Genomic DNA, 13,439 nt, shown 5'->3' with positions numbered 1-13,439 from the left:
CAAACGGCCATGCCGGCCCGATCACTTCCGCGCTACTCCTCCACTCCGGAAGCGGAGCGACCGGCAGATGCCCGCCACTACAGAACTACAGAACTAAATGACTAACTCCCTTCTCCCTCGTAATCGTAGGGAAGCCGCTTCACGTCCTTTACCGTGGAAAGGGTCATCAGCGTTTTCAGGCGCTCGATTTCATCGATCTGTTGCAGGGTCTTGAAGAGCAGCCGCTCGTAGGTGGGAATATCCTGGCAAACGATCTTCAGCAGGAAGTCGGCTTCGCCGGTAATGATGTAGCACTCGGTGATCTCGTCGATGCTTTGCACCTGCTCGAGAAAGTTTTCCCGGGCCTGGCTCTTGCGCCAGTCCAGCGACACGAGCACGAACGTTTTCACCATCAGGCCGATGGCTTCCGGGCTAACCTTGGCGTGGTAGCTCTCGATCACGTCGTTCTGCTCGAGCTTCTTTACCCGCTCCAGGGTGGGTGCGGGACTCAGTCCGATTCGTTTGGAAAGGTCAAGATTGGTGATCTTGCTGTTGTCCTGCAGAATTTTCAGGATGCTCAGGTCGATCTTGTCGAGTTTGTCGGACATATTTGCTTAGGTGAATTGTTAATTGGTGGTGCGGCAAAGATAGCCGCACCAACAATTATTTCACAATTTCCGGTAGACAAGTATATTATTTGCTACCCTGCCGACTAGGGCCAAATTCCCAGGCTGATGTAGTCATTGGATATCTTACTGATCGCCAGTGCAAAAGCAGCCGTCCGGAGGTCGTTAATGCCTTCCTTCTCCTCGTAAAGACTGAAGATTCCCTGGAAGCCGGTGATCATGGTTTCCTCCAGTCCGGAGCGTACCAGGTCGATCTCGTCGGCACCGTGGATGATCATCTGCCGGTCGCGGTCGCTGATCGCCTTGCCGGTGGTCGTCTCGATCTGCTCCACGATGCGGCGGTAGTTCTGCTCGTCAAATCGTTTCTGCAGGCGACCGAAACGCATGTGGCTGAGGTTCTTGAGCCACTCGAAGTAACTCACCGTTACGCCGCCGGCGTTGAGGTAGATGTCGGGCAGGACGACGATCCCGCGCTCGGCCAGAATCTTGGATCCGGCGGCCGTGATCGGACCGTTGGCGGCCTCGGCAATGAGCTTGGCCTTTACGGCGTGGGCGTTGTCCTCGTCGATCTGGTTTTCCAGGGCGGCGGGCACCAGAATGTCACACTCGAATTCCATGACCGCACGGCGCTCGTCCTTGCCGAAGGCCTGGGCTCCGGGGTAGTCCAGGATGCTGCCGGTCTCGGCACGGTGACGGATCACGTCGTGGATGTCCATGCCTTTCGGATTATAGATCGCGCCTTCGACCTCGGATACGCCGATGATCTTTACGCCACCCTCGTCCTGGCTGATGGTTGCCGTGTGGGACCCCACGTTACCGAGACCCTGCACGACCATGGTCTTGCCTTCGATGCCTACGGTGAGGCCGATCTTGTCCATCAGCTTCTTCTCGTTGCAGGCCTCCCGGATGCCGTAGAAGACGCCCCGCCCCGTAGCTTCGGTGCGGCCGCGCACGCCATTCTGGCTGACCGGCTTGCCGGTGACGCAGCCCGCCGCGTTGATGTCGTCGGGGTGAAAGCTCCGGTAGGTATCGTAGATCCAGGCCATCTCCCGGGGGCCGGTTCCGTAGTCGGGTGCCGGCACGTCGATGGCCGGGCCGATAAACTTGCGGCGGATCAGCTCGGTGGTGTAGCGGCGGGTAATTTTCTCCAGGTCGGCCTCGCTGTACTCCCAGGGGTTGATGCGCACGCCCCCCTTGGCGCCCCCGAAGGGAACGTCGACGATGGCGCACTTGTACGACATCAGGGTAGCGAGGGCCACGACCTCCTCCTGGTTGACGTGGTTGGAGTACCGGATCCCCCCCTTGGTGGGACTGCGGTGGTGGCTGTGCTGGGCCCGGTAGGCCTCGATGACCTTTACCTCGCCGTCGATCTTGACGGGGAAGTAGATCTGATAAACGGAGTTGCAGACCTTGATCTGCCGCAGCAGTCCGTCGGGCAATCCGGTGTGGGGGGCAGCGGCATCAAAGTAGGTGCCTACGCTGTCCAGAAAAGAGGTGTCACGCATGATCTTCAATTTGATTTTCAATATCGGTAAGGCGGCGGTCCAGTCTCCAGAGGTAGAAGGCCAGGCCGATAAACACGACGACGATAACGGCCACTACCACGTATATCTTACCGGTACTCCGCATAAAGTCCGCGGGCGGGGCCGCTTCCGCCTGGGCCAGCAGCGGCAGGGCGGTGACGCAGGTGCAGAGGAGAGCAATCAATCGGGGGTAGCTTGGCATCGTGTCGGCTGGTTAGGCACGGGCGAAGGTAAGCATTGCCGCCACTCCGCACTGCCGGTCGTCCGGTATCTGCCGGCGTTCGTCTACCGGAGTGGCGCCGGGCCGGCCGGGGCCGTAAGTTTACTACATCACCAACCCCTTCCGCTATGCGTATTCTCTCGCTGCCCATCAACGACGACCTCCTCGAAATCCACAACAGCATCTGGACCGGCGAGGAAAAGGTGTACTTCAACGGCGAACTCACCAGCTCCGGCTGCAGCATCTTCGGGCGCAACCACTACTTCACGGTCGACGCTCCCGACGGGGAAAGTATTGACAAGTACCGCGTGGAGATCGGCATGAACTGGTTCGGCTTCATTACCGTCGACGTCTTCCGCAACGACCGCTGCCTACTTGCCAGCAACCGCACGCCCATCACCCGGGTCGACCAACGGCTGCAGCGCGACAACGATTCCAAACCATACCACCTCCGCCGCGATGAGCGGCAGCAGACCGAACTGGATGAGGAGTTCTTTGTGTAGCTTGCTGCGGTACCGATTGAATCGCTCTTGCCCGCTCCGCATCCATCCATCGAAATCATCATCTGTACCGAAAGCGGTCCCCTGGAGGGGATGGCCAAGGTATTGGTTTCGAGCATCAGAGAGTTCGGCGGCCCGATCCGGCACGCGAAGGTCTTCAGCTATAGTCCGCGGCCCGATCGTGTTCCCAGTGCCCCGACCCTCCGGTTCTTCCAGAACCATGGTGTCGAAACGGTAGACTTACCCCTCAATGTAGACTATGTTGATTATGCCTTTGCCAATAAGCCGCTGGCCTGCGCCCACCGGGAGAGAGAAAGCTCGGCCGATATTCTGATGTTCCTGGATACGGATACCGCATTCCTCAACCCCCCGGACTTCCTTTCCGAAGTGGTAGCGGGTGACGTCTGGATCCGTCCGGTTGACATACAATTGATCGGAACTACGCCGAACTTCAACGACCCTAATGGCAAGTACTGGGCTAACCTTTATAAACTGCTCGGGGTGCGGAGAGCAAATCACGTCACCACGACCGTAGATCGGAAGAACATTCTCGAATACTACAATTCCGGCATGGTGATCACCGCGCGCGCCAACGGACTTTTCAACGCCTGGCTGAAAAACTTCGAGAGCGTAATGGAGCAAAATTTGCAGCCGGACTCGGGTCGGGGTTTTGTCGAGCAGAGTGTCCTAAGCGCGACGATCGCAGCACTCGACCTAACTGTGCGCCCGCTTCCCGAGGAATTTAATTACCCGGTACACATTTTGGACCAGTGGGAGGATCCTCCGCAGGATTACCGGGACTTCAGCGGCAAATCGCATTTGCACTACCACCGGGCCTTTACGCTTCCCAGGATGGCGAGAGCGTTGCGTAAGGACTTGTCGCGCTTTCCCGCCGGAGCCAGTCTTGCTGCGCTGATACGGGAGCACGGAGTCGACCACGAAGCATACGATTATTTCGGCATCGCCAAACGGCTCCCCCGCCGCTTGCTTAGAAAGTTGGCCAGGCGTTTCTGGTCCTCCGGCTAGCAAAACTAAATGCATCGGCTACCTTTGCCGGCAAATCACAGCCATGTCCGAGCTTCACGCCATCAGTCCCATTGACGGTCGCTACGCCTCAAAAACCGAACCCCTCGCCCCGTACTTTAGTGAGTACGGCCTCATCCGGTACCGGGTACTGGTAGAGGTGCGTTACCTCCAGGCGCTGCACCGGATGGGACTGCCCCAACTGCGGAACGTCGATGCGGAAGCAGTATCCGGTCTTGCCTCGATCGTCGCAGAATTTAGCACCGAGGACGCCCAATCGATCAAGGCCACCGAGCGGGTTACCAACCACGACGTCAAGGCCGTAGAATACTTCGTCAAAGAAAAGCTTCAGGAGCGGGGACTGGGTGACATCATTGAATTCACTCACTTCGGGCTCACCAGCCAGGACATCAACAATACGGCCGTCCCCCTCAGCCTGCGCGACGGGCTCGACGAAGTCATTTATCCCGCCTTCGAGGGACTGCTGGACCGACTGGATGAGCGCGTCACCGAATGGCGGGATACCCCCATGCTGGCAAAAACGCACGGGCAGCCCGCCTCCCCCACCCTCCTTGGTAAGGAATTCGCCGTCTGGACCGCCCGCCTGCGGGAGCAGCTCCGGCAGCTAAAGGAGGTACCCCTGTCGGCCAAATTCGGTGGCGCCACGGGAAACATGAACGCCCACTACGTCAGCTATCCGGATACCGACTGGCACGCCTTCGCTACGGCCTTCGTCAACAATGACCTCGGCCTGCAGCGGAGCTATCCGACAACCCAGATCGAGCACTACGACAACCTGGGGGCCACCTTTCACGCCCTGACGCGCTTGTGCACCATCCTGATCGACCTGTGCCGCGACGTGTGGACCTACATCAGTATGGAGTATTTCCGGCAGCAGACCGTTGCCGGCGAGATCGGCAGTTCGGCCATGCCCCACAAGGTGAATCCCATCGACTTCGAGAATGCGGAAGGCAACCTCGGTATCGCCCGGGCGCTCTTTACCCATCTGGCTGACAAGCTGCCCGTTAGTCGTCTGCAGCGTGACCTCACCGATTCGACCGTCCTACGTAACCTGGGTGTCCCCCTGGCCCACGTCCTCATTTCGATCCAGGCCATGGAGAAGGGCCTGGGTAAGTTGCTGCTTAATCCCGACAAGCTTGCCGCCGACCTGGAGGCCAACTGGATGGTGACCGCCGAGGCCATCCAGAATGTACTACGCCGGGAAGGCTACCCCAAACCCTACGAGGCCCTGAAGGACCTCACCCGGGGAAAGGCGAAGATCGACGAGACGGTCATCCACGAATTTATCGACGGATTGGACGTAGCGGACGGTCTCAAAGCCGAGTTGCGGCGAATCCGTCCCGAGAATTACGTGGGTCGGTTCTGAGCGCATACGCAACCCCACGCTTACCCAACTAATAACTCTAAGGGGCGTGGAAAGGTCTGCGGCATTCAGGGCGGCGCAACACCGCTACTCCCCGACACTGATGCTTCCCGACGACCAAAGCCTCCGGAGCGCGCGTCGTCCCCGCCATGCTGATACGCAAGGCTCCGCCCCCTGTCCCCTGGGTAACCGGTACCAACGGCTGTCGAATTTCCTGCTGGATATTACCGGTTATCTCGAATTCAGGTACAATGGCTACCTGCCCGGGTACTGGCAAGTGTCGGTAAGGACAAACTTCCCTACGCTATACTTCGATCCTGAGCAGCGTCCGCAGGAGCACCGAAAGGGTGTACGTCCACTCGCGGACGCGGTTGAGTGATCCGAGGTTTATCGATCGACTCAATCCCCAACCTGCGTTCTTCCACTGTCGCTGACGAATGCACTGGCGGGTCCAGTGGAGCCGCTGGTGAATCAGCTTATCGGTATAGGATTGGGATTTGATACGCCGGTTAATCGCTGAATGGGAGGCCAACCGCATGAGGACGGCTTCGCGCGCCAGCAAATCCCTCCGCCGGGTGAGGGTTACCGTCCGGTTTTCCGGATGGGTAACGTATACCACCCCAGCGATACCTAGCGTAGAGCAGCCTACCTGACTTAACAGCGTACACAACCACTCGAAATCCTCGATCGGTGAAGGGATACTGGAGGGGGGCCACCGGCGGGCTACCGTAGCCGGAATGACGAATGGCAGTAAACTCACGGGTTGCTCCCAGTATTGCCGCAACACATCCCGTTGCTCATCGTACTTCCCCCCGAGCCGCCGTTCGCCATTCGGCATTTCCGTTAGCATGGCGGTTACCGTCAGGGCGAGTTGTCCCGTCTGCAACTCCAGGTATTCGGCGAGCTCAGTTAGGTAATGCGGGAGATAATAGTCATCATCATCCAGGAAGCATAGAAATCTGCCGGTGGCAAGCTCGGCACCGATGTGGCGGGAGGCCCCGGGGCCCATATTCGTGCGATTGGTGACCAGGCGAACGCGGGTATCACCACCGCTGACCGAAGCAAGGGAGACTGGCTGCTCCGAGCAATCATCAACCACGATCACCTCCCAATCACCAAAACGTTGAGCTTTCACACTAGCTACTGCCCGAAGTAGCAGATCGGGACGGTCGTGGGTGGGAATGACAACGGTAAACAGGGGTGGCATCGCTTTGTGTTAGTCGATCAGTGCGGCGTTGTAGACCTCCTCCAGTTGTTGCAGAACGCGGTGTTCTCCGTAGCGCTTTACGGCCGTGTCGCGGATGGCTACGGGGGAGAAGTCTGGGTAAGCCGTATGCATACGCTCAAGGGCAGAGACCAGCTGGTCCTCGTTCGCCGCCTCGACCCGGTATCCGTTTAGGCCATCTACGATGAGGTCGTCCCCTATTCCGCTTGCGATGCACGGAAGCCCGACCGCCATGGCTTCGAGCAAGACCACACCCTGCGTCTCCCGGTGACTGAAGAGCACGAATACATCGTGCGTCTGCATTAGCCGGGCAACCTCCGCTTCGGAGTGCGGGCCGGATACGTTCACCTCGGCATCCGTTAGGCCGACCGAGGATATCCGTTCCCGGACTTCCTCTAGGTCTCCGTCGCCCGCCAAGGTAAGCCTGTAGCGATGCGGGTGTCGCTCCGAAAGCCGACGGTACGACCGGAGGAGCCCCGTGATATTTTTTGTTTCCTCCCGAAAGTTGGATACGTGCAACAGGCGCATGCGGGAGTCAGGCGGCTTGGACAAGGCGGGGCGGAACAGGCTAGTATCTACCACATTACTGACGACACGGTAATTGCCGCGGAGATGATGCTTGCTCTGCATACTGTCCGCGAGCTGGGCAGAAACCGGTAATACCAAGGCGGCACGACGGCACGCCCACTTCGCAAGGACGCTACGCAGGATTGGCAACGGCCGAGCTTGAGTATAGCGGCTGGCGTGCTCCGAGACTACGAACGGAACCCGGCTCTCAAGCGCATACAAGCCCGCGATCACCCCTGCATCAAGCAGCAGGTTGGCGTGCACCACGTCAGGTCGCCCGTCCAGCCGTTCTGCCAGTTTGATGCCGCGGCGATACGCCAGGAAGCGGGCCTTCAGCCGCCCGAATTGGCCCTGCGCATCACGTTTACCGAAGTAGACAATGATCTCGCGGAATCCTTCGCGTACGGTTTCCATGATCTCCCGTGTGCCCAGGGGTAATTCGTAGTCCTCCTGCACCGCCACCACGGTAAGCTGGTGCCGCCGGGCCACGACCCGCGCGTGCTTTTCCACGAAGTTGCCGTGGGTGGGAAAAACGCGGGTAGGCCACCAGGCGCTAAGGAAAAGAACGTTCATCGCACCTGCGTTCCCCGCCCTAAAAGTCGGGGCTGTTACCGAAGGGATCGTCGGGTAGCAGTTGTCCGTCCTCGAAGAGGTCGTCGTTGCCGCCGTTATAGGCGTCGCAATTCATCTCGATGCCTACTTCGCCGGCGGGCTTGATCCAGTCCTTCTGGGTGTCCCAGGCGATGGTCTCGTTGTCCTGGGCCGCGCTGACGAAGCGGCGGAAGAAGGGCTTGGCCATGTTGGAGCCGGCCCCCAGTGCGAGGCTGCGGAAGCGGATCCAGCGGTCGTCGCCGCCGACCCAGGTACCTACAATCAGCTCGGGGGTGATGCCCATGTACCAGCCGTCCGTCTGGTCGTTGGTGGTACCGGTCTTGCCGCCCACCGGGCCCTTCACGCCGCCGAGGTTACCGACCGAGGCGCGGGAGAGCATGTTGACCATGACGTAGTTGGCCTGCGGACTGATGGCCGGCTGCTCTTCCGGCAGGTACTCGTAGATGACGCGGCCCGTGCGGTCCTCGATGCGCGTCAGGAAGACCGGCCGGATGAATACGCCGTTGTTGCCGAAGGTGGTGTACGCACCGGTGAGTTGCTGCACCGTCAGGTCGACCGATCCGAGGGCGATGGAGGGCGCGTCGGGAATCTGTTCCTTGGGGATACCCATATTGGCGACCATGTTGCGCACGGGCTCGGTCGAAGCCAGCTCCTTCATGAGGTAGGCGGAGATGGAGTTGACGGAGTTCTTCAGCCCCTGGTAGAGGGTAAAATCCTGGTAGCTATAGCCGCCGTTGGAGTTGCGGGGCGTCCACTCCTTTTGCAGGTGGAAATTGCCGTCGCCGGGACCGATGGTCACCGGCTGGTCGAGTACCCGGAGGCAGGGGGTGATGCCGCGCAGGTCGATGCTGGCCGCGTAGACGAAGGGCTTGAAGGTGGAGCCGACCTGCCGCTTGGTCGTGACGTGGTCGAACTTGAACCACTTGAAGTTGCTGCCCCCGATCCAGGTACGGACGAATCCAGTGCTCGGCTCGACGGAGATGCTGCCGATCTGGAGGATCATCTTGTGGTAGCGGATGCTGTCGAGCGGGGTCATGAGCGTATCGGTCTGCATCCGGTCGTTGTCGTAGGTGAAGACCCGCATGTTGGTTTCCTTGTCGAATTCGCTCCGGACGGTCGACTGCAGCTTTTCCCAGGCGGCCTTCAGGTCCGACCACTCTTCGAGATTCATCACCTGCCGGTGCTTGGCGGCGAAGTCTTCGGAAATCATGTTGGTGCGGACGGCCTCGGTGATTACGCCGGGGTTTTCCTCTTCCTCCACCATCCGCTGGATTTCGCGGTCGTTGCGGGAGAAGCGAAACTCCATCCGCTCGGAGATGCGGTCGATGACCGGGATCAGGATCGATCCGCGGTAGGCCTGATAGCGGTCGGACTGTCGCACGGCATTCTCCAGGCTCTCCCGGCGGCGCTCGACGCGCACCTCCGTTTCGCTGCCGGGGTTGGTGTAGGTCCAGGGGTCAAGATTCTTCCAGTGGCGGAAGAATTCCTTCTGCAGGGCCTGCATGTGAACGCGCGCCTGCTCCTCGGCGATGCGCTGCATCTCGGGGTCTATGGTCGTATAGAAGGTAAGGCCGTCGCGGTAGATATCGTAGGGCTGACCGTCGGACTTGAGGTAGGGTTCCTGGCTCAGGATCTGCTTGGCTTCCTTGGCCAGGACCATGCGGAAGTAGGGCGCCAGTCCGTCGTCGTGCTGCTGGCGGGTAAAGCTGATGCCCAGCGGCAGGGCGGAAAGGGAATCGTATTCGGTCCGGGAGATGCGGTTGTTGCGTACCATCTGGACCAGCACCTGGTTGCGGCGCTGCGTGACCCGCTCGGGGTACTGCAGGGGGTTGTAGAAGGAGGCGTTCTTGAGCATCCCGATCAGCATGGCGGCCTGCTCGACGGTGAGCTCATCGGGTCGCTTACCGTCAAAGTAGTTCTCGGCCGCGGCTCGGATGCCCTGGGCGCCGTTGATGAAGTCGTAGCGGTTGAGGTACATCGCGATGATCTCCTCCTTGGTGTACTTGCGCTCGAGGCGGACGGCGATGATCCATTCCTTCAGTTTCTGGAAGCCGCGCTCCATCAGGTTGGCGCTCACCTGCTTGGTGAAGAGGAGCTTGGCCAGCTGCTGGGAGATGGTCGAACCACCGCCGGAGGATTCCTGCCCCAGAATGGCGGTTTTAATTACGACCCGCGGCAGGGACTGCCAGTCGATGCCGCTGTGGTCGTAGTAGCGTTCGTCTTCCGTGCTGACGAGGGCGGCTTCGAGGTGGGGTCCGAGGTCCTTGAAATCGACCATAACCCGGTTCTCGACGAAGTAACGTCCGAGGACACTGCCGTCGCTGGCAAGGACGGGACTTGCCTCATTGTTCTTCGGGTTCTCCAGCTCGGTGACCGAGGGCAGGTCGGTGAAACTGAGGCCGACGAACAGCAGCACGATACCGATGGGAATAGCGAAGGCAAAGAACCAGACCAGGTTGAGGGCCAGGCGGCGCCAGCCCGTGGTGTCGGAAAAGAGGAAAGATTTAAGCTTGGACATCGCGGTGAGGTCTTGTCAGGTAGTCTGTCAAAAAAGAAAGCCGTACTGCTAACGTACCACGCAGGGCGCGTGGTACCGGAAGGTACGCGCCCCGGCCGACGTCAGTCGAGTTTCAGTACGTCGAGGAAGGCCTTCTGCGGCACTTCCACTTTCCCGAACTGCCGCATCTTGCGCTTACCGGCCTTCTGCTTCTCGAGCAGTTTGCGCTTGCGGGAGATATCGCCGCCGTAACATTTGGCGGTCACGTCCTTGCGCATCGCGGAGAGCGTCTCCCGGGCGATCACCTTGGCACCGATGGCGGCCTGGATGGCGATCATGAACTGCTGCCGGGGCAGAAGCTCGCGCAGTTTCTTGCACATGCCCCGTCCGATGTACTCGGCCTTGGTGCGGTGGACGAGTGCCGATAGTGCATCGACGTTCTCGCCGTTGAGCTTGATGTCCATGCGGACCAGGTCCGTTTCCTGGTACCCCTTGGGCTGGTAGTCGAAGCTGGCGTAGCCGCGGCTGATGGACTTGAGGCGGTCGTAGAAATCGAAGACGATCTCGGCCAGCGGCAGCTCGAAGTGGAGCTCGACCCGTTGCGGACTCAGGTAGGTTTGTTTAGTGAGCGTACCGCGCTTGTCGATGCACAGGGTCATGATGGCCCCGATGTAGTCGGTGGTCGTAATGATCTGGGCGTAGATCATCGGCTCCTCCACCATGGAGCGGTGGTTGACGTCGGGGAGCTCGGCGGGGTTGCGGATCTCGGAGACGTTGCCCTTGGTGTCGGTGACGCGGTAGGTCACGTTGGGCACCGTGGTGATCACGTCCATGTTGAACTCCCGGAACAGGCGCTCCTGAACGATCTCCAGGTGCAGCATCCCGAGGAAGCCGCAGCGGAAGCCGTAGCCGAGGGCCGCCGAGGTCTCAGGTTCGAAGACGAGGCTGGCATCGTTAAGCTGCAGTTTTTCGAGGCTGTCGCGCAAGGGTTCGAAGTCGTCGTTATCGAGGGGGAAGATGCCCGCGAAGACCATGGGCTTTACCTCCTCGAAGCCGGAGAGGCGCGGCCCGGGGCGGTCGTCGAGGGTGACCGTGTCCCCCACCTTGATCTCCGAGGAAGTCTTCAGGCCGGTGACGATGTAGCCTACGTTGCCGCAGCTGATCTTGTCCTGGGGCTTGGGCGTGATCTCCATGGCTCCCACCTCATTGGCCTCGTAGACGGAGCCCGTAGCGATGAAGCGAAGGTTGTCGTTCTTGTTTAGCTCGCCGTTCATGACCCGCACGTAGGCGATGACGCCGCGGAAGGGGTTGAACACCGAGTCGAAGATCAGGGCCTGCAGGGGGGCCTTGGGATCGCCGCTGGGGGGCGGCACGCGCTCGACCACGGCCTTCATGATCTCGGGTACGCCGATACCGGTCTTTCCACTCGCGAGGATGATGTCTTCGCGGGCACAGCCGGTCAGCTCGATCATCTGATCGGCCATCTCCTCGATCATGGCCGTTTCCATGTCGACCTTATTCAGTACCGGGATGATCTCCAGCTCGTGCTCGAGGGCCAGGAAAAGGTTGGAGATCGTCTGGGCCTGGATCCCCTGGGTGGCGTCGACGAGCAAGAGGGCGCCCTCGCAGGCGGCGATGGAGCGGGAAACCTCGTAGCTGAAGTCGACGTGGCCCGGCGTGTCGATCATGTTGAAGGTGTACATCTCCCCGTCGGTGTGGGGGTAGTGCATCTGGATGGCGTGGCTCTTGATGGTGATGCCACGCTCGCGCTCGAGGTCCATGTCGTCGAGCTGCTGATCCATTCGCTCGCGTTCGGCGACGGACTGGGTGAAGTCGAGCAGGCGGTCCGACAGGGTCGATTTACCGTGATCGATGTGGGCGATGACGCAGAAATTGCGGATATTCTTCAAGGCAGGGCTGACTTACGGGGTATGAAACGCAAAGATAGCTAACGCCGGGCCGCTGCCTGCGGTTTTCGTCGGCTACCGGTCCCCGGGGCTCCCAGCCGACGGATCTCGCGGTGAATCCGGTATCTTATCGGCATGAACGCCGTTGCCGACCTTCGCGCTGTACTGCAAACTACCCTGCTTATCCTGCTGGTGGCCGTCACGCCTACGGCCCTGGCAGCCCAGTCGGACGAGGTAGTCCTGACCGACGGCAGCGTACTTCAGGTGAACGTGCGGCGGGTGGCTACCGTCGACGGCGCACGGCAACTGACGTACCGCGGACCAGACGGCAAAACGCGCACCCTGGCCCCCGCAAACGTAGAAAGCTACCACCTGGAAGGCGGTGACCGCCACTTCCGTACGGTGGAGGTAAGCCTGCCCGACCCCGAAACCGGCCGGATCACCCGGCAGCGCCGCTTCGGAGAAGTGCTGGCGAGTGGCGACGTTGAACTCGTGAAAGTGGCCCTGTCCGTCAGCGAATATCCGGCGGAGGCCGCCGACAGCCGCCCCTACCTCTACCTGTTACGGCGCGACGACGTGGAACTCGTGCTGAAGCTCACCTCGATCCGGGTGTACGACCGACCGCACGCCAACCCGTCGCGTTTCCGCAACCTGCTGAAGTTCTTCGTCGGCGACTGCTACACCGCCACCGAACTGGCCCGCGACGCCCGCTTTTACGACAGCGACATACTGCAGGTCATCGACGCCTACGCCGGTTGCGGGGCGGGTCGGGAAGTAGCGCTGGACCGCAACCGGTTATCGGGTACGTTGGAGATCGAGCACCACGTCCGGGCGAGTTACCTCGACAGCCGCGACGGCGACTTCAGCGATCAGCAATTCAGTGCGGGACTGGGTTACCAGGCGAGTACCCACTTCGTGGATCGCTTCCGGTGGCTCTCCATCCTGGCCTCGGTCGACTACATCTACCAATCCTTCCGGTGGCAGGAGGCGTCCGACGTGCAGCAGACGATGCTGCGGGGCAACCTCTCGGTGGGCTTCATCCCGCTCGACATCCCGGGCGTACGCCTTCAAGTTACCGGAGGACTCAGCAACTATAATGCCCTGACGTCGAGCTTTCGCAGCTTCTTTTCTAACAACTATTTCCTGCTGAACGGGGGGCTGACCGTGGACCACGGTAATTTTCGGCTGAGCCTGCAGTACGAGCACCTCCCGGGGCAGATACAGCGCCGGCCCGGCAGTCAGCTGCTGACCTCCCTGGGGTACCGACTGCGGTGGTGAAGCCCGGCCGTTCTGGGCTTGCGTACGCTACCTTACACCCGCGCGCCGCCGCCGCCAAAACCCCCGGCCGGGGCGGGGCGTTAAGCGTACGCCAGTAC

The 13,439-nt window shown here is 60.5% G+C and carries 11 protein-coding genes; 4 read left to right on the top strand and 7 right to left on the bottom strand.

What is annotated here, in order from left to right; all coding sequences use genetic code 11:
* Window positions 1-101 precede the first annotated feature (101 nt).
* From DQG19_RS16880 to DQG19_RS16870, 3 genes are all read right to left on the bottom strand, one after another.
* On the bottom strand, window positions 102-587 hold the full coding sequence (locus DQG19_RS16880) for an Lrp/AsnC family transcriptional regulator (protein WP_116127469.1): 486 nt from the start codon (window positions 585-587) through the stop codon (window positions 102-104).
* A 104-nt stretch (window positions 588-691) separates the two neighbouring features.
* Entirely contained in the window at window positions 692-2,110 is a 1,419-nt protein-coding gene (locus tag DQG19_RS16875) for a Glu/Leu/Phe/Val family dehydrogenase (protein WP_116127468.1), read from the bottom strand.
* Window positions 2,103-2,330 carry a CcmD family protein gene (locus DQG19_RS16870; RefSeq protein ID WP_116127467.1) on the bottom strand — a complete coding sequence of 76 codons (228 nt, stop codon included), beginning with the start codon at window positions 2,328-2,330 and terminating at the stop codon, window positions 2,103-2,105. Before DQG19_RS16870 ends, DQG19_RS16875 begins: the two co-directional genes overlap by 8 nt.
* A gap of 146 nt (window positions 2,331-2,476) precedes the next feature.
* On the opposite strand from DQG19_RS16870, the gene DQG19_RS16865 reads away from it, so the two are divergent.
* The 3 genes from DQG19_RS16865 (at window position 2,477) to purB (ending at window position 5,258) form a co-directional block, all read left to right on the top strand.
* Window positions 2,477-2,851, top strand: a complete 375-nt coding sequence (locus DQG19_RS16865; protein WP_116127466.1) for a hypothetical protein — start codon at window positions 2,477-2,479, stop codon at window positions 2,849-2,851.
* Between the two features lie 90 nt (window positions 2,852-2,941).
* Window positions 2,942-3,874 (top strand): hypothetical protein, encoded by a 933-nt coding sequence (locus tag DQG19_RS16860; RefSeq protein WP_198661782.1) that lies wholly within the window; start codon window positions 2,942-2,944, stop codon window positions 3,872-3,874.
* A gap of 43 nt (window positions 3,875-3,917) precedes the next feature.
* A complete protein-coding gene (gene purB, locus DQG19_RS16855) occupies window positions 3,918-5,258 on the top strand; it encodes an adenylosuccinate lyase (RefSeq protein ID WP_198661781.1) in 1,341 nt (446 codons plus the stop codon).
* 301 nt (window positions 5,259-5,559) lie between these two features.
* Here the strand turns inward: purB and DQG19_RS16850 are convergent, their stop codons facing one another.
* The 4 genes from DQG19_RS16850 to lepA all read right to left on the bottom strand — a co-directional run bounded on the left by DQG19_RS16850 (window position 5,560) and on the right by lepA (window position 12,066).
* Window positions 5,560-6,462 carry a glycosyltransferase family 2 protein gene (locus DQG19_RS16850; RefSeq protein ID WP_116127463.1) on the bottom strand — a complete coding sequence of 301 codons (903 nt, stop codon included), beginning with the start codon at window positions 6,460-6,462 and terminating at the stop codon, window positions 5,560-5,562.
* A gap of 9 nt (window positions 6,463-6,471) precedes the next feature.
* Window positions 6,472-7,620: a glycosyltransferase gene (locus tag DQG19_RS16845; protein WP_116127462.1), complete on the bottom strand. Its 1,149-nt coding sequence runs from the start codon at window positions 7,618-7,620 to the stop codon at window positions 6,472-6,474.
* Between the two features lie 19 nt (window positions 7,621-7,639).
* Window positions 7,640-10,177, bottom strand: a complete 2,538-nt coding sequence (locus tag DQG19_RS16840) for a transglycosylase domain-containing protein (protein WP_116127461.1) — start codon at window positions 10,175-10,177, stop codon at window positions 7,640-7,642.
* A 101-nt stretch (window positions 10,178-10,278) separates the two neighbouring features.
* Window positions 10,279-12,066, bottom strand: coding sequence for a translation elongation factor 4 (gene lepA / locus DQG19_RS16835; RefSeq protein ID WP_116127460.1), 1,788 nt, complete (start codon window positions 12,064-12,066; stop codon window positions 10,279-10,281).
* A gap of 132 nt (window positions 12,067-12,198) precedes the next feature.
* Between lepA and DQG19_RS16830 the strand changes: the two genes are divergently transcribed.
* Entirely contained in the window at window positions 12,199-13,341 is a 1,143-nt protein-coding gene (locus DQG19_RS16830) for a hypothetical protein (RefSeq protein WP_116127459.1), read from the top strand.
* Window positions 13,342-13,439 lie beyond the last annotated feature (98 nt).

This window comes from Lewinella sp. IMCC34183 (assembly GCF_003390915.1).
Classification (GTDB): Bacteria; Bacteroidota; Bacteroidia; order Chitinophagales; family Saprospiraceae; genus Neolewinella.
The sequence above is the reverse complement of the archived record's forward strand: the minus strand, read 5'-3'. Positions and strand labels throughout refer to the sequence as shown.